This is a genomic window from Candidatus Aeolococcus gillhamiae (assembly GCF_016464765.1).
Classification (GTDB): Bacteria; Chloroflexota; Dormibacteria; order Aeolococcales; family Aeolococcaceae; genus Aeolococcus; species Aeolococcus gillhamiae.
Window position 1 is genome coordinate 1 of record NZ_JAEKNS010000098.1, and the last position, 25,026, is coordinate 25,026.

20 protein-coding genes and 1 pseudogene are annotated in these 25,026 nt (G+C 68.5%); 13 read left to right on the top strand and 8 right to left on the bottom strand.

Going from position 1 to position 25,026, the window contains the following annotated elements; translation table 11 throughout:
• Positions 1-508 precede the first annotated feature (508 nt).
• The 3 genes from JF886_RS09340 to JF886_RS09350 all read right to left on the bottom strand — a co-directional run bounded on the left by JF886_RS09340 (position 509) and on the right by JF886_RS09350 (position 5,092).
• Positions 509-1,453 carry a hypothetical protein gene (locus tag JF886_RS09340; protein WP_337311800.1) on the bottom strand — a complete coding sequence of 315 codons (945 nt, stop codon included), beginning with the start codon at positions 1,451-1,453 and terminating at the stop codon, positions 509-511.
• Positions 1,454-1,802: 349 nt separating this feature from the next.
• Positions 1,803-3,965, bottom strand: coding sequence for a tyrosine-type recombinase/integrase (locus JF886_RS09345; RefSeq protein ID WP_337311802.1), 2,163 nt, complete (start codon positions 3,963-3,965; stop codon positions 1,803-1,805).
• Positions 3,962-5,092 carry a tyrosine-type recombinase/integrase gene (locus tag JF886_RS09350; RefSeq protein ID WP_337311804.1) on the bottom strand — a complete coding sequence of 377 codons (1,131 nt, stop codon included), beginning with the start codon at positions 5,090-5,092 and terminating at the stop codon, positions 3,962-3,964. The genes JF886_RS09345 and JF886_RS09350 overlap by 4 nt, the downstream gene beginning before the upstream one ends.
• A gap of 25 nt (positions 5,093-5,117) precedes the next feature.
• Here JF886_RS09350 and JF886_RS09355 point away from each other — a divergent pair, with 25 nt between their 5' ends.
• Both JF886_RS09355 and JF886_RS09360 read left to right on the top strand, forming a co-directional pair.
• Positions 5,118-5,645 (top strand): ImmA/IrrE family metallo-endopeptidase, encoded by a 528-nt coding sequence (locus JF886_RS09355; RefSeq protein ID WP_337311805.1) that lies wholly within the window; start codon positions 5,118-5,120, stop codon positions 5,643-5,645.
• Positions 5,646-6,067: 422 nt separating this feature from the next.
• A complete protein-coding gene (locus JF886_RS09360; RefSeq protein ID WP_337311807.1) occupies positions 6,068-7,597 on the top strand; it encodes a GGDEF domain-containing protein in 1,530 nt (509 codons plus the stop codon).
• 215 nt (positions 7,598-7,812) lie between these two features.
• Here JF886_RS09360 and JF886_RS09365 read toward each other — a convergent pair whose 3' ends face one another.
• Positions 7,813-8,217 carry a hypothetical protein gene (locus JF886_RS09365; protein WP_337311808.1) on the bottom strand — a complete coding sequence of 135 codons (405 nt, stop codon included), beginning with the start codon at positions 8,215-8,217 and terminating at the stop codon, positions 7,813-7,815.
• 554 nt (positions 8,218-8,771) lie between these two features.
• On the opposite strand from JF886_RS09365, the gene JF886_RS09370 reads away from it, so the two are divergent.
• The 3 genes from JF886_RS09370 to JF886_RS09380 all read left to right on the top strand — a co-directional run bounded on the left by JF886_RS09370 (position 8,772) and on the right by JF886_RS09380 (position 12,506).
• The gene (locus JF886_RS09370; RefSeq protein WP_337311809.1) at positions 8,772-9,953 is read left to right on the top strand and encodes a tyrosine-type recombinase/integrase; all 1,182 of its coding nucleotides are present in this window, start codon (positions 8,772-8,774) and stop codon (positions 9,951-9,953) included.
• A 121-nt stretch (positions 9,954-10,074) separates the two neighbouring features.
• Positions 10,075-12,060: a tyrosine-type recombinase/integrase gene (locus tag JF886_RS09375; RefSeq protein ID WP_337311810.1), complete on the top strand. Its 1,986-nt coding sequence runs from the start codon at positions 10,075-10,077 to the stop codon at positions 12,058-12,060.
• Positions 12,057-12,506 (top strand): DUF6262 family protein, encoded by a 450-nt coding sequence (locus JF886_RS09380; RefSeq protein WP_337311811.1) that lies wholly within the window; start codon positions 12,057-12,059, stop codon positions 12,504-12,506. The genes JF886_RS09375 and JF886_RS09380 overlap by 4 nt, the downstream gene beginning before the upstream one ends.
• Positions 12,507-12,523: 17 nt before the next feature.
• Here JF886_RS09380 and JF886_RS09385 read toward each other — a convergent pair whose 3' ends face one another.
• The 3 genes from JF886_RS09385 to JF886_RS09395 all read right to left on the bottom strand — a co-directional run bounded on the left by JF886_RS09385 (position 12,524) and on the right by JF886_RS09395 (position 14,039).
• On the bottom strand, positions 12,524-12,832 hold the full coding sequence (locus JF886_RS09385; protein WP_337311812.1) for a hypothetical protein: 309 nt from the start codon (positions 12,830-12,832) through the stop codon (positions 12,524-12,526).
• Positions 12,833-13,001: 169 nt separating this feature from the next.
• Positions 13,002-13,331 carry a hypothetical protein gene (locus JF886_RS09390; protein ID WP_337311813.1) on the bottom strand — a complete coding sequence of 110 codons (330 nt, stop codon included), beginning with the start codon at positions 13,329-13,331 and terminating at the stop codon, positions 13,002-13,004.
• Positions 13,332-13,742: 411 nt separating this feature from the next.
• Positions 13,743-14,039: a hypothetical protein gene (locus JF886_RS09395; protein ID WP_337311814.1), complete on the bottom strand. Its 297-nt coding sequence runs from the start codon at positions 14,037-14,039 to the stop codon at positions 13,743-13,745.
• A gap of 259 nt (positions 14,040-14,298) precedes the next feature.
• On the opposite strand from JF886_RS09395, the gene JF886_RS09400 reads away from it, so the two are divergent.
• Complete coding sequence (locus JF886_RS09400) at positions 14,299-14,427, top strand: hypothetical protein (RefSeq protein WP_337311815.1); 129 nt, start codon at positions 14,299-14,301, stop codon at positions 14,425-14,427.
• Between the two features lie 530 nt (positions 14,428-14,957).
• Here JF886_RS09400 and JF886_RS09405 read toward each other — a convergent pair.
• Positions 14,958-15,095: a hypothetical protein gene (locus tag JF886_RS09405; protein WP_337311816.1), complete on the bottom strand. Its 138-nt coding sequence runs from the start codon at positions 15,093-15,095 to the stop codon at positions 14,958-14,960.
• Positions 15,096-15,304: 209 nt separating this feature from the next.
• On the opposite strand from JF886_RS09405, the gene JF886_RS09410 reads away from it, so the two are divergent.
• The 7 genes and pseudogenes from JF886_RS09410 to JF886_RS09440 all read left to right on the top strand — a co-directional run.
• A complete protein-coding gene (locus JF886_RS09410) occupies positions 15,305-18,889 on the top strand; it encodes an AAA family ATPase (protein ID WP_337311817.1) in 3,585 nt (1,194 codons plus the stop codon).
• Positions 18,890-19,399: 510 nt separating this feature from the next.
• Positions 19,400-19,717 carry a DUF6112 family protein gene (locus JF886_RS09415; protein ID WP_337311818.1) on the top strand — a complete coding sequence of 106 codons (318 nt, stop codon included), beginning with the start codon at positions 19,400-19,402 and terminating at the stop codon, positions 19,715-19,717.
• Positions 19,718-19,785: 68 nt separating this feature from the next.
• A complete protein-coding gene (locus JF886_RS09420) occupies positions 19,786-20,457 on the top strand; it encodes a hypothetical protein (protein ID WP_337311819.1) in 672 nt (223 codons plus the stop codon).
• A 37-nt stretch (positions 20,458-20,494) separates the two neighbouring features.
• The gene (locus JF886_RS09425; protein ID WP_337311820.1) at positions 20,495-22,042 is read left to right on the top strand and encodes a hypothetical protein; all 1,548 of its coding nucleotides are present in this window, start codon (positions 20,495-20,497) and stop codon (positions 22,040-22,042) included.
• Positions 22,039-23,544 carry an SCO6880 family protein gene (locus JF886_RS09430; protein WP_337311822.1) on the top strand — a complete coding sequence of 502 codons (1,506 nt, stop codon included), beginning with the start codon at positions 22,039-22,041 and terminating at the stop codon, positions 23,542-23,544. The genes JF886_RS09425 and JF886_RS09430 overlap by 4 nt, the downstream gene beginning before the upstream one ends.
• Positions 23,541-24,824, top strand: coding sequence for an ATP-binding protein (locus JF886_RS09435; RefSeq protein ID WP_337311824.1), 1,284 nt, complete (start codon positions 23,541-23,543; stop codon positions 24,822-24,824). The genes JF886_RS09430 and JF886_RS09435 overlap by 4 nt, the downstream gene beginning before the upstream one ends.
• Positions 24,821-25,026: pseudogene (locus JF886_RS09440) on the top strand (hypothetical protein); the annotation flags it as partial. The gene JF886_RS09435 and the pseudogene JF886_RS09440, both read left to right, overlap by 4 nt.

A 25,026-nucleotide genomic window follows, 5' to 3' on the forward strand; every position in this document is an offset into this window, starting at 1 on the left:
GGTTCAACCACCGCCGTTTACACGGTGAGATCGGCATGGTTCCGCCCGCAGAGTTCGAAGCTGCCCACTACCATCAGTCACTCCCAGCTGCGATGGCTGTGAGTCAATAAACCGAGTCTCCATAAAAGCCGGGGCGGTTCACGCGGGGTTGTGTGTTACGGGACCGAGACCCCGGCCCCGAGGACGAAAGCAGCCGCAACGATTAGGCCGGCTCCCAACACGAGTAAGGCCCGCTCCCAAATACCTGCCCGGAGAACCCCCCAAGCGGCGAGCCCAACCGGCGGAATGACGGCTAGTGCAGCGATGAAGAAAGCCTTGTCTGGGCGGCTCAAATCTCCAGCGCGCACCACGCCGAAGATGGCGTACAACCCGACCGCTATGCACAGCACGGCCCCACTCCAAAGCACCCCTTGAGCGAGCATCAAAGTACCGAGCATTGCCTAAGTGAGTGTACCCGGCGGCCTCGCCTTGTACGGGCCGCCGGGTACTGTCTCTCTGCCTGCTGACCCTACGGCGTGGGTAGGCCGACGCAGTTGCTGAGGAAGGGCCCTTGCGAGACGTTCTGCACGCCGACAGGCGCGTCGTCGTCGGTCATTTGACCGTAGAAGCCCTCCTCGGCGGAGCCGCTTCCACCTCCGACGAAGTACGACGTCTCAGTGATGCAGAACGAACTATGCCACGTGTCGCTGAGGTTGAACTGGACGGTTACCGGGGGGAAAGCCAGTACACAGCACGTGATTACTTCTTCGTGCCAGTAGCCAGACCCGAAGGCATTCATAAAGTAGGCCACGCAGTGTGTTGAGTTGTTGCAGGTACCGCCGCCCCCACTGTTGTAACCCCAGTCGAAGCTGGAGCTGTAGTTCTGCCCTTCACCATCCCAAAGGTAGATGTTGTGGAGCGTCCAGCCCGCGCTGGAACCGTCGTCGCGATAAGCCGCGGTTTGATCGTGAACCTGCACAACGTGGGTGTCCTGAGGCTGGGAAGGCTCGTACACACATCCGGGCTGAGCATTCAGGCAATCCGACCATGAGATGGAGTAGTAGTCGCAGTTGTTGAGGTCCGGGCATCCGCCACTTGGAGGTGGAGCTGCCGCGAGCGAGGGTGTCAGCGCCGCAGTCAGTACTGCTGCCGACCACTGGTCGCCCACGTGCTGTGCTGCGAGGATTGATTGCTCCTGTGGCGTCAGGGCGGCGGCGACGGACGGCTGATCCTGCTGCAGTTGGGTCAGAAGCGACGGGCCGTTGCCCGGCGTCACTTTCACGGCGAGGATCGTCGAGCCGTCTCGCGGCGCCCAAATCGATGGATTAGCGACCATCGTCGCGGGGTCCAGGCCGGCCGGCGCCAGCACGATTTTTGGGGCAGCAGCCGCTGCCGCCGCGTGACTCGGCGTTGCCCCGGCACCCGTAAGCATTGCGGCGGCCAGAACAGGGATCGCGAAGCCTACCTTGAGCAAGTCGCGAGGAGTGGTACGCACGTTCTTTCCTTTGTCGATTTGCGCTATTTCAATGACGGCGTGTGTGCCGACCGAAGGCCACGCGGTGATGGAAAAGAAGCCGCGGGGGTGCTCCTCGACACGGTGGGGTCGAGCTCCTGACGGGAGCTCCTGGATGTGGGCCCTCCTCTCAACACCGCCGTGTACAGCCGGGCGGGAGCCACCCCGGCAGACTTGGGTGGCCCGCTGATCGTTAGAACGTCGCCGAGGCCTGAAACCCTTCGCGGGGTGAAGAACCTTAATCTCCAGGGATGGTTGACGCGAATGACCCGCGGCCACCGGGACGCAAGTGACCACCGCGGGCGACCTCTCAGGCGGATGACTCGATGGCGGCTGCCACATCGTCGGTCAACTCCTCGGCACGCCGCAGGGCGCTGCGGATGCGCTCAACCTCCAGCTCGCGCGCAGCGATCTGCCCGGCGGGCTCTGCGGCGTGCCTGCCGACTTCCAGGACTCGAAGGTGGCTCGTCAGCATCCCGCGGAAGATGGGCACTGCGCTCTTCTTCGGCTGCGCATGTCCGCAGCCCAAACACACCAGCCCCTTGGGACAATGCTGCCCAGTGGGAAGGGCGCACATGTGGGTACCCATGTCGCGCATCGAGCATGCCTGGTCGAGCGCTCGCCACTCCTCGCAGGTCGGATTCTTGAACGCGTCTGTGCCGCCAAATCTGTGGTAGATGCCGTGGAGTGTCTTGCGGTATTCCTCAACGAGCGTGGTCGGATATAGCTTCGCGTAGATGAGCACGGTGTCGATGGTGGCGTGGCCGAGCAGTGCCTGGATCACGTGTGGAGGGGTGGAGTTGTTGAGGTGCTCGGACGCGAACATCCGACGGCAATCGTGTGGACGCAACACCAAGGGTTGCCCGTTGGCGCGGCACGCCTCTGCAGCCCGGCTCAGCCTCGCCAGCCGAGCGCGAATCGTCCCCTCATCGATCACTGATGGGTGCCCCGCTGCCGTCTGCAGGAGGTAGGGAGCCGAAGGACGCCAGCGCTTCTCATGCGAATCCCATGCACGGACCGGCGGCACGATGGCCGCGCCGTAAAAGGCCCGCACGTGCCGTACGATCTCAGCGATCACCCGTCCCAGGCCATCGCCAATCGGGATGACGCGGGCGCGGTCGTACTTGGAGGGCTTGACATGCAGCAGGTAGTAGCGGCGACCGTCCGATAATTGTCGGCGCAGCACGTCGAGTGTCGTCAGCTCGCACGCCTCCTCAATCCGAAGCCCGGACAGCACAAGTAACTCCAAGAGTGCCCAGTCCCAGAAGGCGCGTGTGGCAGCGGGCGTTTGGGCTTGGTGCGAGTCGTCAGCAGCCTGCCATGTGCGCAACGCGTAGGCGCGAATCTTGGGCAACTCCCGCTCTAGCTCGAACACGGTGGCGGCGATACGAGCTTGCGTTTGGCGCCTGATCTTCGCCGGCTCCAACGACACCATGTCGCGGCGACCAAGTGGATTGAATGGTGGCGTCACCTCGGTGAAGGGCGAGCCCTCCTCGGCGGCCCAGCACGTCAGGTCGGCGAAGAAGACCCGTACCTTGAGGACCCAAACATGGGCTGTCCCTCGCTCGTGCGTGCCGTCATCATCGCCGCCGCGGCGGCGCACCGCCCGTGCTCGCAGCTTGGCCCACTCCAAGAAGCCACGGGCGTGGTCGGCGCGCACGTCGGAGCAGAAGCGAACGCTGGGAAACTCCTGGTCGATGTAGCGCCACCAGTGTCCGAGTGCGATGGCCGTAGATCGCAGGGTCGAGTACGCAGGCGCCACGCGGGTCCGGTATTCCTCGAGGTAGTCAACCGTGACCGGACGGAACCGCTCTGGGATGTTCGCCCCCGCAACCATCTCGGCGGTCGTCAACTGCCGTCGGCGGGCTTTGCGCGTCGCTCCTCGTGCCGGTCCGTGGTTGAGGATCCCGGCATGGCAGAGCGCTCCGTCGAGGGTATCCAAGCCCTTCGTCCTCGGTAGAGCTTGAATATGGTCGTCGGTGATGTCCTCAACGCGCGCCAGGCCATGACACAACAGGAGTCGAAGGGCCGTCCACCGAGCACTGTCGCGTGCCGGGTCGTCGACCCAGTTCAACTCCGCGAGCAGGCCTCTCATCTCGTCGGAGGCGATCCGCAGCGCATCGTCTGCGGGAAGCCGTTGTGTCCATTGACTGATTCGTCCGGTCGAGACGAACGTCCAGCTCGGCTGAACCGTCCGCGTCAACACGGCTCCCCACGTACCCCACCGCCACAAGTTGCCATTCAGGGATTCCCCGCCTGCGATCCACTGCGGCCACACCGTCTCCTCGAAGCACACCCAGCGGTCCTGGGTCGTCTCACCCCAAAGCACGCCGAGCGCAGCAGTCAGATGAGCCACCCTCCTCTCCATCCGCTGGCGCTCCCCGGCTTCCCAACGCCACTCGGGCAGGCGCGCAACGATGTCGCCGACGAACCGCTCGCTGCTCCACGGCATAGCCGCTGCGGCGATGCTCACAGCTCTGTCGTCGTGGCGCTGGTGAGTCGCGCAAGTTCATCCAAAGTGACCTCGTCGTAGTCGAATGCCCACTCGGCCGGCGAGCCGAGCGATGGTTGAGCTCGTGCGAGCTGCGCCGCGCGTTGGACGCCGGCGACCATGGCGGCCTCGTCAACCCGCGCATAGAACTCCGCGGTTGTTGACAGATGGCGGTGCCCGAGGACTTGCTGGGCCACCTGCAAGCCCGATGTTGCCGTCAGGGCCTCGGCCAGCCCGTGTCGAAACATATGAGCGTGCGCGCGGACACCGGCGGCTCGTGCAACGCCGCGCAGCATTGCGGCGAAGGCGTCGTAACGCAGTGCGTGACCCTGCCCCCTCCGCCGACCCTCCCAGGCCCATTGCCGCGTGGCCGGCCACTGGTCCGCCGCACGATGCCTAGCCCACAAGGCCCAGAAGTCATCGGTGACGGGGACTGTGTGCTCGTCTCGGGCGCCTTTCAGGCGCAGCCGGACAACACATCGTCTCGCGTCGATGTCGTCAATCGCCAGGCCGAGTACCCCGTGGCGATCGTGGTCGCCGATCCAATCTCCGATCCGTGCACCGGTTCGCCACAGCAGGGTCAGGATGGCTCGGTCGCGGACTGAAACAGCGGCGTCCACCAGCCGCCCTGCGTCGACCGAATCCAGCGAACGGGGAACACGGACAGGCGCCCGCCGACGCAACTCGGCGCGGAACCTCTGCGGAGCGTCGCGCCCTGCCGCGCGGTGAAGTACTCGCTCCTCTGGACCGGGCACCGGGTTCATCAGCGTGTGCGGTCGGTCCTGCTGATTCCGCGTGACGTACCAGGCGAAGAAGGTCCGCAGCACGCTGAGCCGGTGATTCACTGTCGCTGCTGACAGCGGCTGGGACGGTTCCACCACCAGCGCTCTCACGTATCGGACGATGGTCGATCTGTCCACATCGCCCAGCCGCGCACCCTCACCATCCAGCCAACGGAGGAACAAGGCGAGTGCCATCGCGTAGGACCGCTGTGTGTAACTGGACCTGCCCTCGACACGAAGGTCTCGCACAAACTCGCTGGCCAGCTCGCCATCCGCCCCTTCCCCGACGAGGGTCCACCCGTCGCCGCAACGCTGTGCTCGGAACATCGCTCACCTCCCTGTGGTGCGAGAAGTGTCTGGGATCCGAATCTCCGGACAAGACGTCGCCGACACAGACGGTCGCGAGCTGCCGACGGTGCCCTGTCACCCGCTGCGCGGTGATGCGCCGGCGATGCTCTTCGAGCGTCTCGCGGCGGTGGGGGAGAGAGGCGGTTTCACCGTCGGCCTTCACCCGATGCAGGACAGCCGGGCCAATGGCGACACCGCCTTTGGGCACCGTCGCATCCGGGTGCGCGACAATCTGGCGCCGGCGCAGCAGGTCAAGACGCTGGCCCATGAGCTGGGCCATGCCTACCTCCACGCTGACGGCGCAACCGACCGCGCGCTCGCGGAGCTTGAGGCGGAGTCGGTCGCGTTCATTGTCATGTCGACACTGGGCATCGACTCGGACGAGTATTCGTTCGGCTACGTCGCCACCTGGGTGGGCGGTGACGCCGACGCCGCCGAGAGTTCGCTGCGCGCCTCCGGCAGCCGCATCACCCGTGCCGCGGCGATCGTCCTCGACGGCCTCGCCGACTCAGTCGACGCCGGCGAGGAGTAGGGGTCCCACCGCAACAGCTTTAGGGAAGTCTCGTTGCTGAGAGATGTGGCCGCAACGCGCAGGTTCAGGAGCGGTCGTCGCGTGTTGTGAAATGGGCCGCCGACAAATGCCGACGGCCCGAAAGGGGAAGTCCGGTATGGAGGTCGAGTGCCGCCAGAGAGGTCGCCACTTTGGGGTGGTGAGCCATCTCCCAACTGATAGTGTTGCTGTCTCCTTGAGTGAGCGCTGCGTCGCAACAAATCGCGATCGCGCGGCCCGGCAGCGACAACGTTTGCCGTCCCGTTGTCGTGAGCGCGGACTGCTAACGGCACGAGAGGTCCAATCTGGTCGAGTTGCCAGCGGCGTGCGGAGCGTCACCTTGCTGCTCACAACTGTGCCTCATTCGCCACACTCCGGTCGCGCGCGGGCCAGAGCATGGGGTCATGCCCGCCCCTCGTCTCGTAACAAACCTCCGCGCCCATTGGTGGTCAGTCGCCTGCGGGCTCGCGGTAGCGGTCTTTGTTGCCTTCGTGGCTGGCCTGCTCGCCGGAGGAGCCGGGGCTTACACCTATCTCGACAACATCATGGAGACAACGTCCGCCTTCTTCGCCGCGTCGGCGTGCGCCGTCGCAGCGATGCGCCACAGTGGGCGCGTGCGCCTGGCGTGGACGCTCATGGCGGTGTCGGCGCTGTCCTGGGGATTCGGCCAGTCAGTGTGGGATTGGTTCCAGATCGTCCAAGGCGTGCAGGTGCCATTCCCCTCGGCCGCGGACGCCGGTTACCTGCTGGCCGTGCCCTTCGCCATCGGCAGCGTCCTCGCCTTCCCAGTCGCCTCGGAGCGGGCCCGCACCTTCATCCGCACTCTCCTCGATGGCCTACTCATCGCGGTTGGCCTGTTGGTCGTCAGCTGGGACACGACGCTGGGCGCCGTGTACCGGGCCGGAGCGGGCACCCCCATGGGAATGGTCCTCAGCCTCCTCTACCCGGTCAGCGACGTCGCGATCGTCACGATGATCCTGGTGCGCCTGAGCCGCGTGCCGCGCACCGGTCGGACGCCGCTGCTCTTCATGGCTGCGGGCCTCGCGGCTGCGGCCGTGGCCGACAGCCAGTTCGCCTACCTCACCGCGAACAACACGTACGGCTTCGGCAATGTCCTCGACGCCGGCTGGGTCGCCGGCTATTTGCTCATTGGGCTCGGCGCCTTGCGGACGGTGCAGCGGCCGCTGCACGGCAGGCCGCCATCGGTCCTGCCGTCGCGCTTCAGCGCCGTGCTTCCCTACATTCCATCAGCGGCCGCGCTGGGCGTGACCATCGCGCAGAAGACGACGACCGGCCGCATCGATGAGTTCACCTTCTGGACGGTCCTGAGCCTCATCGGCCTGGTCCTGGGGCGCCAGTACCTGCTAGGCCTCGACAACACGCGACTGCTGCGAAGCCTCAGTGCGCGCGAGCGTGACCTCGCTCATCAGGCCCACCACGATGCCCTGACCGGGATGCCCAACCGCAAGTTCTTCCACGATGCCGTCGCCCACGCACTCGAGCGCGGCAAGCCGAGCCGGACGCCGTGCGTGGTCATGTTCATCGACCTCGACGACTTCAAGACCGTCAACGACACGCACGGGCACGGGGCCGGCGACCGCGTGCTCGTCGCCGTTGCCGAGCGTCTGCAGGGAGCGGTGCGCCCGCACGATGTTGCGGCGCGGTTAGGCGGTGACGAGTTTGCGATCTTGCTCAACCGCGCGCCCGACGCGGCTCAGCTCGAGGCAATCGGTCGACGGATCCTGCACTCCCTGCGCGAACCACTCGTAATGGACGGCTTCGTCTGCTCCACCCGCGGTACCGTTGGGGTCGCCATCTCCGAGCGCAGCGCCGACACGTGTGACGAACTCTTGCGGCGCGCCGACATCGCCATGTACGCCGCTAAGCGCGAGGGCAAGGATCGAGTCGGGATGTACAGCGAGGTCGCCGCGTAGTTGGCTGTCCAGGGACTTCGCCGGGTCAGTCAGCGACGGAGCTCAGTAGCGTCGGCTTCCCTTCTCTGCGGGGGACGGTGATGATGCCGGACGCGGCAGCGTGCCTCGCCCCCCAGCGCCCTCATCCACCGTCGCGCTGCCTGCGTTCGAGTGCTGCCGCTGCCCGCCGCAACGGTTCCCAAGGTTGCAGACATAATTGGCCGCAACATGCGACGTCAACTGGGATCGTCGGCGGCGCGGGTCGAATCCACAATGTCCATGGGCGCATGTCCCCCGAGGCGCGCCCGCAGGTTGAGGAGCGAGCGACCGACCGGGCTGTCCTCTGACCCACCATCGAGCAGCCGCCCGCCGAGCGAGCGTGCGAGCCGAACCTCGATGACTGCGAAGCGCAGTTCCAGGGTGCGAACCTGGCGGACAGTGGGGTCGCTCGCCAGGCTGTGCTGGATCAGCACCTCGATGCGCACTCTCGTGGATGTCTCGACGACCTCGGTGTGGTGATACTTGCCGCCGCCGCCCCACCCGGCGACGACTCTCAGTCGATCGTCCGTCGGGCTCGAGTCGGCGATCACCCACGTTCCTGGCTCGAACACGGTGCGCCAGCCTGCCCTTGAATCGCCCATCGCAGCAGTGTCCATGAGGATTCACCGCAAGCGCTAGACCTCAGCGCGGCGAGCGACGAGACGTCAGCTCATCAACCCCACGAACGTGTGATAGGCGGTCTCCCAGTTGCTGGCGATGGCCAGTTGGGCAACCGCCAGCGGAACAGAGCCAGAGCAGACCTGGGTTCGCAAAGCGCTCTCCAGGTCGTCCTTCCGCGAGGCGCTGCGCGCCCCGTTGCGTGGCTCGGGCCAGACGTTGGAGATGGTGGTCGCCCCACCGAGTTCGAGGGGAACCAGGTGTTATCCGGGGGCGAAGCGGTTGCCGCTGACGTCGCTCAGTGCGCGCGCGTTCCGTTCGGGTGTGTCGGCGCTGACGGTGTTATCTGGGAGGAGACGCTGCAGGGCACGGTTGCCCTTGTTCACAGGTCAGTAGTCGTAACCGTGGAAGAGGGGCGTGGGGGAGGAACCAGCAGGAGGTTGGGGATACTGTGGATAACCGAACAGATGTTCCCGAAGACCCTGAGACCTGTGTATCCTCCGCGCCCGACGCTGACGTCGATGAAGCAGGAGGCGGCATGGCGGTGGTTCAACGAGTTGGGCAGGGGCTGGGACTGACGTGGACGGTCCTCGGCTCCGACTGGCGGGTCGTCGAGCCTGCAGAGACCTACCTCGAGTTCCTGCGCGACGAGCAGAGGTCACCGCACACCGTCAAGGCCTACGCCCATGGACTCGCTGCCTACTGGTCATTCCTGGAAGCCACAGACGGAGACTGGCGAGCCGCCACGCCGGCCACCATTGGGACGTTCCTTGCACGGCTCCGGGATGGCGATGCCGCTGGCCGCGTGATCCCGCTGCCGGCCGCCGTTGACCGGGATGGTCCTTCACCGGCAACGGTGAGTCTTCGGCTGCGGACGGTGATGAGCTTCTACCGGTTCTGGGCGGCCAACGACGGAGTGCCGGTCGCCGGACTCCTCTACGAGCAGGTCATCGGGAGGCCCGGTCCATACCGGCCGTTCCTCGACCACCTGGCGCGGAAGTCGGGCCGACTGAGAAGCCGAGTGCGTGTCCGCCCGGACATTCGTCGACCACCGGTGTTCACGCCCGAGCAGGTGACGCTGATCGTCGACGCGGCCGCGGTCTGGGATGTTCACGAACGTCGCTGGACAGGCAATCTGCGCAACAGACTGTTGTGGAGCCTGCTCGCCGAGACCGGACTGCGGCTCGGAGAAGCACTGTCCCTGCAGCACCGCGATTGGCGCAGTGGTCACGGCGATACCGCCTCCATCGAGGTGGTGTCGCGACCCCATCCGCTGGGCGTGCGTACCAAGAGCGGGCCTCGTCGGGTGTACATCGGTGCCGAGCTCGATCGGCTCTACGCCGACTATGTCTGGCTGCTGTGCGACGGTGGCATCGACAGCGAGGTCGCAGATCTCGACGGTGCGTACGTGTTCTGCAACCTCGACCGCGAGCCTGTGTACGGGCCGCTGTCGCCGAGCACCGTGTACGAGCATGTGCGCGCCATCAAGCGCCGCGAGCGGAGCCTGCCGGCAGCGTGGACACCACACTGGTTCCGCCACACGCATGCGACCGCACTGCTCCTAGCCGGCGTTGAGCCGATCGTCGTCAGTCGCCGCCTCGGGCACGCCAGCGTCGAGACCACGCTGAACACCTACGCGTGGGTCACCGCGGACGCGGAGATGCGAACGGTCGCCAACTGGCGGGCGTGGACAGCAGGCTGGGGTGCTGCGAGTGCCTAGAACAAGCGCGCAGCGCGATCAGCAGCTTGATCTCCATGGGCTCTACTCCGAAACCCGCAACGAGAGCCTCTGGCACAGCCTTCCGGAGAACGGCAGGCAGCGGCATTTCACGAGGCGTTCGATGCCGCCGCAGTATGCCGAGGCCATCCTGGAGAACCGCCCGGGCGCCAGGGCCAGTGAGAAGTCGATCGCCATCAACTTCCGGGACCTGCCCCTCTCCATCGTCCGTGAGCTCGCCTGGTGCCTGCACGAACACGTGAGGGTGGGACGCACTATCCACGCGGAGGAGTGGAACCGGCTCAGCGCCATCATCGAGGCGGTTGTCGCGTCGGAGCCCGCGATCCATTCGCTCGTGCAAAGGACGGAAGCTGAGTGGGCTGCGAGCTTCCACGCCCACTACGCAGGGCAGGGGGTGATCGCGCCGGGCAAGGTCGAGCTGCGACTGCGGTGTCTGCGCAAGCTGCTCGACCACCTTGTCGTCGCATACCACGACGGGGAATGGTGGGAACTTGACGTCTGGAATCCGCTCTGCGATCCGCGCATCCCGCTGCGGGCGCACGAGCCGTCAGGACGCAGCGTCACCAACCTCGGCCACCTCACCGCTCCGTGGCTGCGAGCTGGCGCCAAGTTCTGGCTGAAGACGTACCTCGAGACCGGCGCGTACACATGGACGAGCCTCAAGAGCCGCCTCGACCAGCTGAAGTGGTTGCAGCGACACATCGACATTCACGGGGCGGCCGGGCCACACATCGCTGAGGACGCGGACGCGATCCGCCCCTGGTTCTCGTCGTTCGCGGCGTTCCTGCGCGGACACCGTGTCGAGAGCGGGCCGACGGCTGGCCAACCCCTTGGTGCCCAGCAGCGGCGCACCACCATGAGCACCATCGAGACGTTCTACCGCTTCATGTTCGACAACCGGGTTGAGGCTGCGCGCACCCTCAACGACCAGCGTTGGCTCCAGGTGGGTCTGCACCACTGTGTCCTCTTCCGACCGGACGAGAGGCCACGATTCACCAACCGGAGCAGCACGGATCGCGTGCTGTCCGACGAAGTGGTGCAGCAGATCGCCGCTGGCGCCAACCTGCTGGGGCTTTCGACCGACGAGGGCGGCATGGGCGACGAGCAGGCGCTCCGCGCCCTGCTCCTCCTGATTCGCACCGGGCGTCGCATCAACGAAGTGCTCATGCTCGATTTCGACCCTCTGGAGACGCTGCAGACTCCGCTCGGCGACTCCGACACCGGATTCGTGGCACGTCTCCGCTACCAGCAGACCAAGGTCTACACCGCCAACCCCAGCATCCTCGCCGACGCCGAGGTCGTCGCGCTGGTGAAGGCACAGCAGGCGTGGTGCATCGGCTACCTGCGGGGTGTCGGCAACAGCGAGCCAACGCCCAAGTACCTGTTCGTGAAGACCCACGTGAACCGCCTGGGTTCACACCCCTACTCCGCAGCGACGCTCCACGCACGGCTCGGTGTGCTCACCAACAGGCTCGACATCCGCGACGCGAACGGGCGGCCCGTTGAGATCAGCAAGACGCACACGTTCCGCCACACCAAGGCGACCAATCTGCTCAACGCCGGCGTGCCCCTACACGTGGTCATGCGGTTCCTCGGCCACCAGAGCGTCAACATGACCGCGTACTACGCGAAGACGCTGGAGCGCACAGCGGAGCGGGAGTTTCTCCGCTACCAGAAGGTTACTGCAGACGGCAAGCTGCTCGACGTCGATCCGCGCGACCTTTACGACATGCTGGAGCTCGATCGTCGGGCAGACAGGATCCTGCCCAACGGCGTATGCCTGCTCCCACCGCGCCAGGTGTGCACCAAGGGCAACGCCTGCCTCACCTGTACCGAGTTCGTCACCGACGGCAGCTTCCGGCCTGAGCTCGAGGACCAGCTCAACCGGACGGAAGCTCTGATCGAGCAGCGTCAGGTCACCTTCGAGGCGCGCCACGGGCAGCGCATGGAAGATCGCAACGTCTGGCTCGCCGGCCGCCTCAAGGAGGTCGTCGCCCTGCGACAGATCATCACTACCATCGACGAGGTGGCGCCGTCCAGCGCCGTGCGCGGAGCGGGGACGGACGCCGGACAGAAAGCTGCCACGTGACCGGCCCACCTGCGCTGGTCGCGGCCGCTCAGCGCCGACGTGAGGATGCCGAGGAGCGAGTCCGGCAGGCCATCCGCAAGGCCGAGCGGCGGCGGCAACCAGTCAACTTCCGCGGCGTCGCCGACCTCGCGGGCGTGTCCACCGACTTCCTCTACCGGCACACTGCCCTCCGGGAGCAGATCGAGCGGCTGCGGGTACACACGGGGTCCCGGCCCGCCCTCGGCGCAACGTCCGCGAGTCCTCAGAGCAACGTCGTTCGGGTGTTGACCGAGCAGCTCCGCGAGGAGCGCCGCGCGAGGGCCGAGGAGGCGACCCAGCTACGTCAAGCTCTCGCCGTCGCACACCATGAACTTCTCACCCTCCGCAGGCAGCTCGGTCGTGGCGAGTCGGGAGCGCCGACCGTGACGTCCGCGTTGCAGCCATCGCCATCAGCGGCATGCCGCTGACGTCTGCCGATCTCGGCTTACTCGTCATCGCCGCCGCCACCCCCAGATACCAGGTGGTCGAGCTCGTACTGAGCGAGTGGGGCGGTGATGCCGTACGCCGCCATCCGATCTCGCTTGATCGGCTCGGTCACGGACGCCGGCGGCCGAACGGTGGCCGTGTAGCCGTTCCGGCAGATGGTGGAGGAGATGTCAGCCTGACTGACTCGCGGGTCGGTAGCGCCCGGGGTGCAGGCGCTGTCCGGGAGGGAGCCGTTGTCGCCGGCGTGGCAGCGCGCCGGCGGTGTCGCCGCCCCGATGGACCCACCATTCGGTGAACTGGTAGCCATCGCCGACGCTGATGGCGACCCTGCGTTTGGTACCAGAGAGCAGGCAGCCAATCCAAGGCTCGCGGCGGCGTACAGGAACACCCGGGTCATCGGACCACCTGAACCTCCGAGAGGCGCAATTGGTCGGCGCTCGCATCGAGCAGTCCGCTGGCTGCGCCAGCGGCGGCCGTCAGTGGTGGAAGAGCCACACGATAAGAGCGATGGTCACACCCCAGCTCAGGATGCCGACGACCATGGACAGGGCGCGGCCCAGCCCGCGCGCGAGGATCTCCACGACCAGAACGAGAGGAAGCAGCAGCACGCGAAGTGCGCGTCCCCGGGCGCCAGTTCCGTATGAGCTGCGCCCGGGCGGCGATGCGAGCGGATAGCCGGCGGGCGTGGGGATCGGCGCTCGCCAGGGACCGGCGAGGGTGGTGCGCCAGCCCGAGCCATCCCAGTACCACGCTCCCTCCGGGCTGACCGCCACCCAGTTCTCGGCCCGTCGTGCATCGCGTCTCATGACGAACAAATGTACGCCATGGCCAGCCAGGATGCAAGCCGACGCTTCGGGGGAGGGAAGCCTAGGCGCGACCGCTCATCGCGCTACTGCGAGTGACAGAAAGGTGAGATCGATCTCGTCGCCCATCTTCTGCTGCACTCTGTTGGCCGCTCAGCGCGCTCGGTCAGACCCGCCGGCGACGATTGGGTCACAGGGCGCTGGCGCGACTCGGCGGCACCGTCCGCTCGATGCCGTCCCGGCAGGACGTTCTCGCCAGCGTGGCGTACGCGATCGCTCGGCACTGCCGCTGGGTGCTGGGCAACAAGCAGCCCCGCGAGACCGTGCGGGCGGCGCGCGAAGTGCTCCGCTGGCTCGAGGTGCTCGACCTGCTGCAGTCCGAGCTGCACGGCGCCGTGGCCAGCGATGCCCGATTCAGCGCGCTGACCTGGCCTCCACGCAGTTGTCCCTCGTGGAGTCGAAGAAGAAGACCCGGTCGAATCCATGAAGGTCGTACGACTCGTTGGCAACCGCCGTAGAAACCTCGCCGATGCCTTCCAGGCTGATGTTGACCAGCAGCCTAGCCTCGTGAAAGCCCGACGCGTATATGGGCCGTCGCGCCCCCTTCCGTGCGATGACGCTTTGGAATTTCTGTGGATCCGAGCCAATGAAGGCAACGAAGCCCCCAGCCCACAGGGGCTGAGTGACAGCCGCGCCCCAGATGATGGACACGCGGCTCAGCGCACCAGTCGGGTCCCTTTCCAGAAGCCAGTCCTCATCAGCTTAGATGTCCTCGTGGCCCTCCGGGCGGACCCGTCCTCGCAGGAAGTCTTCAACGACCCGACATAGCAGCTCCGCCGCTTCCTTCCTGTTGACCCCCATGACTCCGATGGAAGACCAGAACGGGTGGACAATCAACGGGATGGAGTGATGTACGTCCCATAGCGCATGCGCGCGCTCTGCAATCTCGTTCTGCTCCGACTGCGCTGCCATGATTGCGGAGCCCTCGCCCGCCGGGATCATCGTCGGCAAAGTAGTCCGTCACCTCGACGGCGATGAGATTGCCGGACGACGTTGTGGCCACCACATTTTTGGGCGGGTCGGCGCCGGCATGTACTGAGGTCGGGACCAAGTTTCCCGTCCAGGCCGCGAACCGAACCACGGCGCGAACCTCGCGGTCAGCTTTCGGGACCTTACCCATGCGCCTGATGGTCTCCCGCCCGGTGTCCTGCCCCAGCCGGCGAGACGACGCGCCCACTGCGACGACAGAACCCGCTTGTGGATCGTCCGACTCCACTGCTGCAGCAGCTCCACTGCTTTCATCAGTCCGTCGTCGAAGACTTCTCGCCAGTCACCACGCCCCTTGCGGCGATGCCGGGTGGTGCGTTCCTTGTCGATCTGAGCGGCCGCCCAACGGAGGATCTCCGCCTGGGCCCGCTGCTCCGTGGTGAGCGCCGGGCGACTGCGTAGGGCCTTGAAGCAGCTGCGGCAGCGCACCACCTCACCCCCGCTGGTAACAGGCGGGGCCGAGGTTCGTGCCCGGCAGTCCGGGCACGGCAGGTGCTCGGGCTCGATCTCAAGGGCGGTGGGGGGACCACCCAAACAAATGTACGCCTTTTGAAGCCCGGATCGGAACACCCGCCGCCGGCTCTAGCCCGCCAGTCCCTTCATCGCCTCCCACGTGCCCTTGGCGGTCTTCACGTCCCGCTCCGAGAGCAGGACATAGCGCCATACCGCCCCGACTGCCTCGTCCGAGCTGACGTGGTTGCCGAGTGCGATATACGGCACGTCTGTTTTCCGCTCCCACCGCCCGCGTCGCCATCGTCTCGCTTGACCGGTACGCCGATCCCGCACACGACATGCCCTGACTTGCCCTGTTGCAGCAGGCCTTACCGTACCCTTTCTCACAGTATAGTTCAGCACATGATCACGGTGGCGGGAGTCGTGGGCGCGCTGGCTGTGGCCATCGGCGCGCGGGGATGGGCGGAGGTCAACCGATGATCCGCAACCACGCCATCAAGGTCAGCGTGCAGGCCACGTACGACGCCTACCTGCAGCGCCAGGTCAGCCACTACCAGGACTACCTCGCCGGCCGGGCAGACGCGACGATCGGCGGGGACATGGAGGTCGCCGAGGCGCCGACCCAGACCACTGGTAATCGGGAGGCCGCGGCGGCGCTGGGGCTGGAGGTGGGCGGGTTGCCCAGCCGCGAGGCGATCACCCGGGTGGGCTGCGGCTGTCACGCGGAGACAGGAGTCCCCGTCACCGGCCGCGACCGGTCCCAGGACGGGCAGCGGACTGCCTATCAGGACCTGGTGTTCAGCGTTCCCAAGTCGGTGTCGGTGGAGTTCGCCGCGGCCCGCGCCGCCGGCGACGAAGTGCGCGCGCAGCAGCTGATCGGGGTCATGACCGACTCGGTCGAGGAGGCGCTGGAGCACTTCCAGGAACTCATCCCTCTGGGGCGTCGCCGCGTCGGTACGGAGGGGGTGCAGGTGGCGGTACCGGCCAAGGTGGTGGCGCTGATGGACGTCCACTCGGCGGCCCGGCCGGTGGCGGGTCAGACCAGCGGTGACCCGCAGCTGCACGTCCACACCCGCCTGCTGAACCTCGGGCTGCAGCCGGGCGGTCAGGTGGCCAGCGTCAACTACTGGATGCTGTATCAGAACATCCGCGGGCTCAACGGGCTCTTCGAGGCGGGGATGCGCACGCGGCTCGAGGACCTCGGCTATGGGACCGTCGACGCCAGCCACGGCGATCGCCGGCGCTGGTCGTCCTTCGAGCTGGAGCGCCAGGACGAGAAGCTCTCGGCCAGGCTCTCGTCCCGCCAGGACCGGATCGAGTCGCTCGTCGAGCAGGAGTGGGCCCGACGCTCGACGGAGCTGCTCGCCACCCTGCAGATCACCGCCGCAGTGCAAGCGGGGATGGGGCTGCCCGCCCGGCCGGTGCAGGCCCTCAGCCAGCGGCAGCGAGCGCTGTGCAAGCCGACGCCCCGAGAGGTGGCGGTGCTCAGCCGGGCGAGCCGCGAGCAGAAGCTGGCCACGACCCGGGCCGAGCTGGCGCAGGAGTGGGGGACGGTGGTTGACGCGTTTGGCTACCAGCACCAGCCCGCGGAGCCGCCCACGCCGGGGTGCCGGAGTGGTCAGCGCCGGCGGCAGGAGGAGATGGTGCGGATCGCCCGAGTGGCGCTGGGGCGCGACGGTCTGGTCACGGGGCGGTCGGTGTTCGACCGAGGGGACATCCTCGAGTTCGTCGGCCAGCGGGCGGTGGCCAGCCGGCTCGACGAGTCGGAGCTGCGCCGCACCGTGGCTCGGGTCGAGCTCAAGGCGGTGCGGCTGGAGGCGACCGCCCACCAGCACCTGGGTGCGTTCACCACCACCGAGCAGATGGGCCTGGAGCGGGCCGCCGTCGCGGTTGCCGTCGAGCTGGCCGACGAGGCGACGGTCAGTGTCCCGGAGGCGGTGGTGACCGCGGCGTTGCGGGCTGAGGAACTCCGGTCGGACCACGCCGTCGACGCCGAACAGGCGGCCGCGGTCAGGGCCTTCTGCAGCCCGTCCGGCTGGGTCCAGCTGGTGGGCGTGGCCGGCAGCGGCAAGACCACGGTGTGCCGGCCGGCGGTCGAGGCGCTCAGCGACGCGGGGTACCAGGTGCTCGGGGTGTCGCTCAGCCAGGGTGCGACCGATGTGCTCGGTGCCGAGACCGGCATCCCTGCCTGGAACCTCGCCGACTTCCTCACCCGGGTGGAGCACAACCAGCTGCGCAGCAGAGAGGGCGAGGCGGTGTCGCTGACCCCGCGGACAGTGATCCTCGTGGACGAGGCGGGGACGGTCGATTCGCGCGCCTGGCATGGGTTCACCCAGCAGTGTCAGGAGTCGCGGATTGCCGGAGTGCGCGTCCTCGGTGATCCCGAGCAGGGCCAGCCGGTGGGCAGCGGCTCGATCCTCGGCTGGCTGTCGCGCCATCTGCCCACCACCTACCTGGCCACCAACTATCGCCAGGGCGAGGGCACTCTCGAGGCCGAGGGAGCCCGGCTGCTTCGCGATGGCCAGGGAGAGGCGTTCCTGCGCCTCAAGGATTCAGCCGGACAGCTCTGGATCGATGTCGACTCCGAGTCGAGCATCGGCCGCGCCGCGGAAGCCTGGGCGCAGGGGATCGCGGGCGGCGGCGACCCCGAGCAGCACGTCCTGCTCACCGACCTGGTCGACGTCGCTGCCCAGCTGAACCGCCGCGGCCGCGACGAATACGACCGGATGGGACGGCTGGGGGAGGAGCGGGTGGTCGTGCGCGGCCGGGAGTGGGCGGTCGGCGACCGGGTGATGTTCACGGCGCCGCACACGGTCACCGTGCCCCGGGTCGACGAGAACGGCGCGATGATGCTCCGCAGCGACGGCACACCTCGCCAACAGACGATCCGGACGCCGCGGCGAACCCAGGGCGAGGTGGTGGCGCTCGCGCGCCACGGCGCGGATGCCACCGGGGCCGAGGGGCCGGTCCTCTGGATCCGCACCGACGCCCGGGGCCGGCTGCCCAGCCGGGTCGTCGAGGTCGCCGCTGAGCACGACATTCTCGGATACGGCTATGCGATGACCACCACGGTCGCCCAGGGCCGCACCTGGGACACCACCTATCGGGTGCTGACGGCCTCGCGGCTGAGCGGCAAGCAGCAGGAGTACGCGGGTGGCACCCGGCACATCACCCAGTCGATGCTGTTCGGCGATCTACGCTCCGTGTACGCCGAGGCCGACGGCGATCTCAGCGCTCGCGAGGACGCCATCGCCAAGTACGGCACGCTGATCAGCCGCGACCTGGCCAAGGTGAGCACCCTCGACTACCTCGATCCCCAGGATCGCAGCCTCCTCGTGGAGCGGCTCGCGCCCGCGTACCTGCGGGCCCCCTCGCTGACCCTGAAGGCGCCGATGAGCGATCGCCAGGCCACGTATCTCGCACGTCTGCACCGCAGCGAGCCGGGCTGGGAGGCCAGGCCCGACTGGAGCTGGGTGCGGGCGTCGGTGGAGATCGACCTCGCGGTAGGGCATCCCGCCGGCGACCTCGCGCTCAGCTGGTTGCGCGAGCGGGGGGTGCCGGACCTGACGGCGTGGAAGGCGGTGGACGCGGCCTGCCAGGACGCCACCGTGCCCAATCCCCACCCCCAACCAGCCCCGCAGATCCCGCAGCACGTCACCCCGCAGTGGGACACGGCGGCGATGGCCGACGCTGCCAGATCAGCACGGGGTGGGAAGGACGCCGTCACGACATCCAGGGTCCCAGCCCAGCCGGACGCGAGTCCTAAAGCTCCGCCCGTGGAGCCGGCCACGGGTACCGTGGCGCGCCCCGTTCGTGGCCGGAAGCCTCAGCCCAGCGCAGGCATCCCGCTGCGCCGCCCGGAGAAGAAGCTGGTCGAACTGCCACCAGAACAGCGGCCGCGCCAGCCAAACCGGTCCGACGCCCCGCTGCACCAACCCGACCGGCCAAAGCCCGTGGTCAAGTCTCCCGCGCCAACCGACGAGGAGCGGAGGCGGCGCGACCAGCTGAACCGCGAAACCACCGAGCGCTCCCAGCGGGAGCGGGGGCCGCACGCGAAGTAGGGCACTCAGCAACGCGTCACGCCCGGCGCGACGGCTCGTACCTGGAAGCGCTGCTGTGACCGAATCTGCCCCTCAAACTGCTCGATCCTGCCACTCCTGCCGAAACCGTGCCGCTGTAACGGCTTGAGAGCCTCGCAACCGGCGGGCCCTGACCTCTGACACCTGGGAGGAGAACCGCCGCAGGCACCGGGAGACGGTTTGTGAGTCGGCGACCGGCCCCGTCCGGACCTTCGTTACAAGATCGTTACATCGGGCCGTGTACCCCTCGAGGCCGTGCGTCGCCCTGGGCGTACCAGGTGCCTGATCGCTTAGAAATGAGATCGGCGTGGCCTTGGCCGTACCACCAGCCCGACCGCGCTCCGACGTGTTTCGGCTTGGCCGTACCACCAAATCTGCCGCGTACCCGGCCGCGGAGTGGCCAGCGGTACGCGAGGAGTACGCGAGGAGTACGGGAAGAGAACGCAGCCGCTGCTTGCATGGGCGCGTCAACCCGCTACGGAGGAACGCCCCATGCACCTGCTGGTCCACCTGCTCGCGGCCGCCGGCGGCAGCACCATCGTCGCGCCGCCGGACCCGTCGGGAATGCCGGGGAGCGCCCAGATCCTCAGCCTCGTCTCCGGACTGCGCTGGTTCTGCCTGGTCGCCTCGGTGGCCACCGTCGGCGCCGGCGCGCTGGCGTGGGCAGCGGCCAGCCACACCAACAACCCGTACCAGTCCTCGCGAGGAAAGCTGGCGGTCGTCGTCGGAGCCCTCGGGGCACTGGCGGTGGGCGCCGCCCCGGCGCTGATCTCCTGGTTCTTTAACCTCGGCAGCCAGGTGTCGGGATGAGCTCCCGACATGCACCCCGCGCGGGTCAGGCTTGGCGCCCAGGGGAGCAGTCGGGACGGCGACGACTGGTGGCAATCGTGATTCTCCTCAGCGTCGCCGGGCTGGCCTTCCTGGTCGGACGGGCCGCGGCCGCTCCGGTCGCAGCCGGCCCTACGGGCGCCGCGGTACCCAGCCCCTCGGCCACGCCGGGCCAATCCGTCGAGGGCGGCCACGTCGTCGACGGGGTGCCTCTCGGGTACACGGATGACCAGCGGGGCGCTGTCGCGGCCGCGACAGCGTTTGCCACGGCGCTGAGCGGCCCGTTGGCGCTGACCCCGGATGCATACCGTCGCGCGGTGACCGCGATGGCCGCTCCCAACGCGGTGGCCCATCTCGCTGAGGCGGCCGATCAGCAGACCACCTTCCTCGACAGCAGCGCCCACCTCCCCTCGCTGGCCGCGGCCGGAGTCCCGGTGACCCTCCGCTGCGTGGCCCTCAGCTACCAGGTGGAAGCCCTCACGGCCCTCAACGCCAGCGTCCGAGTCTGGTCGGTGACGTTCATGGCGGCGGGTGGCCACCTGGTCACCACCGCCGTCTGGGCCACCATCGAGTACCGGCTGCTCTGGGTCGGCAGCGACTGGCGACTGGAGCGCTCCCAGGTCATCGACGTCGGCTGGGCGCCGGCCAGTGTTCAGCCCACCCCGGCCACCAGCGACATGCCGGGCCAACTCCACGAGTACCGGGAGTACCTCGGTGGCTGATCGCCGACAGCCTTGTCGCGTCGCTGCCCTTCTCCTCGTGAGCCTATCCGCCGCGCTGTGCCTGGGTCTGGGCGTCGAGGTCTCCCAGGTCAGCGCCGCAGGGCCGCCATCGCCTCCACCAACAACGTCCACAGCGGTGCCGGCGATGCCGCCGCCTCCTGCGCCGCTGGCCAACAGCCTGCCGGTGCACACCGCCCAGTGCAGCGGTGCCGCCGCCGCCGGCCTGGCCACGGGCGCCCCCCTCGGGTTCGTGGCCAGCGCCGTCGATGCAGGCCTGGCGGTGGCCTTCGATGGCTCCTGCTGGGCAGCTCTCGGCGACCTCATCGGCGCCGGTATCGGCGCTGCCGCGAACGCTGCCATCGGCGCCGTCGCCCAGTGGGTCACCGCCGGCGCCGCCAACGCCGCCACCCTGCTGCTCACCTCCCTGCAACACGAGGCCGGTGCTCCCAATCTGAGCGCCCCCTGGTTCACCTCGATGTACTACGGAGCCGGCAGCGGGGCGCCCGGGGCGCTGACCGTCGCTGCCTGGCTGATGGTGTTGGTGGTGACTGGTTCACTGCTGGTCAGCATCATCCGCGGCGACCTGGGCGGCATGGTCCGGCTGCTCGCCCTCCGCCTCCCGGTGGCCATCCTGGTGTCCTACCTCGCCATCTGGCTGGTGACCGCGCTGCTCTCGCTCACCGACGTCGCCGCCGGCTGGATGCTCCAGCGCGGCATCGCCAGCCTCGACCAGTGGGTGGGGATGCTCGACATGCAGAGCCAGGGCAACAGCATCGGCACCGACCTGCTCACCGTGCTCGCTTGTCTCGGGCTGCTGCTCGCCACCCTCCTCTCCTACGTCGAGCTGATCGCTCGTGATGCAGGCATCTACATCGTCACCGCCTTCATCCCGCTCATCGCCGTCGCCTCGCTCTGGCCGGGCGCGCATTCGGCTCTCAAGAAGGGCGCGGAGACGCTCTTCGTTCTCGGCGCCGCCAAGTTCGTGATCGTCTTCGTCCTCGTCCTCGGGGCTGGTGCACTCACCGGCGCCAGCAATCTCCACGACTACTCGGGGCTTCTCGACGGGCTGGGGATCTTCCTCATCGCCGCGCTGGCGCCGGCGGCCATCTTCCGGCTGGTGCCGGTTCTCGAGGGAGCCGCTGTGGGAGCCCTGGCCGGCGGTGCCGGCGGCTGGGCGGTGGGCCGGGCCAGCCCGCTTCTGCACCGCGGAGCATCCGGGCTTCGCGCCGGCTCCCACGGTGTTGCCGCGGCCGCGGGCGCCGCCGTCGGAGGGTCCGGCAGTTCGGCCGCCCTCAGCGCTCGGGCCGCCAGCCCCTCGTGGACGAACGGAAGCGGCGGGGGGACGGCGCCGGGCACAGGATCGCAGGACCCTCCGGCCTTGGCGTCTGGTGGCATCCGTAATCCTGGCGGCGGACCACCCGGCAATGGGGGAGGGCCCATCCTCGCCGGCACGGCCGGCGCTCCCTCCGCTCGCCGGGCCGGCGGCGGGGGCGGGGCGGCGCCCGCGCCCATCAGCGCGCCTGTCCACCTCCGTCTCGCCGGCTCGAACGATCCGACGGCTCCTGCTCCGGAGGCCGCCGGATGAGCGCTTCACCCAGTTACGTTTTCGGCCCCCGCGACCGGCGCGGCTTCCTGCTGGGATTGCGGGGCGGACAGGTGGCGATCGCCAGCGTCGGCCTGCTCACTGCCCTCGGCCTCGTCATGGCCACCGGGGCAAGCCTGGCGGCGCTCATCCTCGTCGTGGTGGTGCTCGGCGTCACCGCGACGGCTGTGCTCTTCCCGGTCGGTGGCCGGGGAGCCGACGAATGGCTGGTGGGGCTGGTCCGCTTCCTCGGCGCGGGCCCGCGGGAGTGGCGCTCGCCGCTGCCCCATTCGGGTCGCCTGCTGGTTCGCGACCACCGCGGCCGTGCCCTTGCCGTGCTCCCCGCACAACCGGCCTTTCCCCCGGTCCTCAACGATTGCCTGCTGCTCTCGGTGGCGGTGCCTCGGGGCCAGCTCGGGGTCATCCACGACCGCCGCCGGGGCACTTACACGGCGGTGATCCGGGTGCGCGATCGCGACGATGGGTCCTCCTCGTTCGGCCTCCTCGACAACCAGACAAAGGCCAGCCGCATGGCCGGGTGGGGCGCAGCCCTGATCAGCCTCGCCCAGCTGGGCTCACCTGTGCAGGCGGTCCAGCTGGTGGTTCGCACCGTTCCCGCCGACGCCGCCGGGCTCGCCCACTACCTCAGCGAGCGGCGCGTCGCCGACGTGCGCAGCCCGATCCTGCGCTCCTACCTCAGCCTGCTCGACGACGCCGTCCAGGTCACCCAGGCCCAACAGGTCTACATCGCCGTCCAGATCGGGGCCGCCCAGGCCCGCCGCGCCATCCGGGAAGCCGGCGGCGGCGATGCCGGCGCCGGGGCGCTGCTCGCCGATCAGGTCGACGCCTTCCAGCGCCAGCTCGCCGGTGTCGACATCGGCGTCGACGGCGCCCTGCCGCCGCGATTGCTGGCCCGGGTGTTGCGTGAGGCCTGGGACCCAGCCGCCGCTCCGCTGCTCCAGCTCGACCCCGCCGGCCTCGACCCCGCCGGCGCCGGACCCCTGATGACCACCCGGAGCTGGCGGTCGTACGGCAGCGACGCCGGCAGCCAGAGCGTCTCGTGGTGGGTCAGCGACTGGCCCCGCTCTCCAGTCGGTGCCGACTTTCTACTTCCCCTGCTGCTCGGCACCGAGGCGCGGATGAGCTTCTCGCTGACCCTCCAGCCGGTCGACGGCATCCGCGCTCGACGCGACCTCGAGGCAGCCCAGACCGAGCACCTCGCCGACGAGCAACTCCGCGTCCGTCACGGTTTCCGAACCAGCGTCGACAGGCAGCGCCAGGCCGCGGCTGTCGAACGGCGCGAGGCCGAGCTCGCTGACGGTCATGCCGACTGCCGCTTCAGCGGTCACATCACGGTCAGCGCTGGCAGTGACGAGGAGCTCCAACGCGCCTGCGACGAGGTGACCCGAAAAGCCACCGCCGCCGGCCTCGACCTGCGCCGCATGGATGGTGAGCACGATCTGGGCTTCAGCTACACCCTGCCCCTGGCCCGAGGGCTGTGGTGACGATCCTCGGTCGCCTCGCCCGGACCCCCGCCCATCGCGCCACCACCGCGCAACTCCAGTCCGTCTACCCGGCGATCGCCCGGGGCGACTCGGTGGGCCGGGGCGTCTGCATCGGCCGTCACGTCCATGGCGGCTTCTTCACCTACGACCCCTGGGAGCTGTACGCGACCGGGGCTCTGACCAACCCCAACATGCTGATCCTCGGCCAGCTGGGCCGAGGCAAGAGCGCGCTGCAGAAGTGCTACGTGCTCCGCCAGCTCGTCTTCGGCCGCCAGGCGCTGATGCTCGACCCCAAGGGGGAGAACCGAGCCCTCTGCGCCGCCGCCGGCTGCACTCCAATCGCGCTCCGCCCCGACGGCGACATCCGGCTCAACCCTCTGGAGCTGGGCGATGCCGACGCTGGCGATGCCGGATCTCGACTCCAGGAACGGGTCCGCGTCCTCGCCGCCCTGCTCGGGGCCTCACTCGGTCGGTCGCTCACCTCCGAGGACCGTCTTGCCATCGAGCTGGCCATCGATGCGGCCTCGCAGTGGACCCGCGGCCAGGCGCCCACCCTGCGCGCAGTGGTCGAGGCCATGCTCGATCCCTCCGAGGAGGCGGCTCGGGCCGCCTGGGCCAATGTCGATCAGCTCGCCGCCGGTTCCCGCGGAGTGGCTCTGGAACTGCGCCGCCTCGTCAACGGCGACCTCCGGGGCATGTTCGACGGCCCCACCTCCGACGGCATCGACCTCAGCGCCCCGGTGGTGAGCTTCGACCTCAGCGCTGTGTACGGCTCCAGCGCCCAGGGCATCCTCATGGCCTGCGTCGACGCCTGGTTCCGCAGCGTTCTGGTGCGACGCGACAACGTCAAGCGGATCGTCGTCCTCGACGAGGCCTGGGCGCTGCTGCGCAACCTCGAGACCGCCCGCTCGCTGGCCGCTTCGTACAAGCTGGCGCGCTGGTCGGGGGTCCAGTACCTCGCCGTCCTCCACCGCCTCACCGACATCGACGCCGCCGGCAGCGCCGGATCCGAACAGGTCAGCCTTGCCCAGGGCCTGCTCCGCGACTCCGGAACCGTCGTCGTGTACGGCGGCCAATCCGCAGCCGAGGTCGCCGCCTCCCGCGAACTGCTCGGGCTCAACGACATCGAGGCCGACCTCCTGCCCGGCCTGCCCAAGGGAAGAGCCTTGTGGCGCCTCGGTGATCGCTCCTTCCTGGTCGACCATCTGGTCGGCCGCGACGAGCGAGCCGTCATCGACAGCGACGCACAGATGCGCCTCGACTCGGCAGTGCGGACGTGAGCCGTCCCCTCCGTCGCCTGCGCCGGATCACCTTGGGGCTTCCCTGCGGCTGCGCGCTGCTCGTGCTGGCATTGCTGCTCTCCCTGCCGCTGCTGTTCGCCGACGGCGGCGGCGGCACCAGCGCCGATGCCAGCTCTGCCGGCTGGTCACTCAGCGGTGCGGGCACCGGCGTCGCCGGCTCGGGCGGCCCGGTGGGTATGCC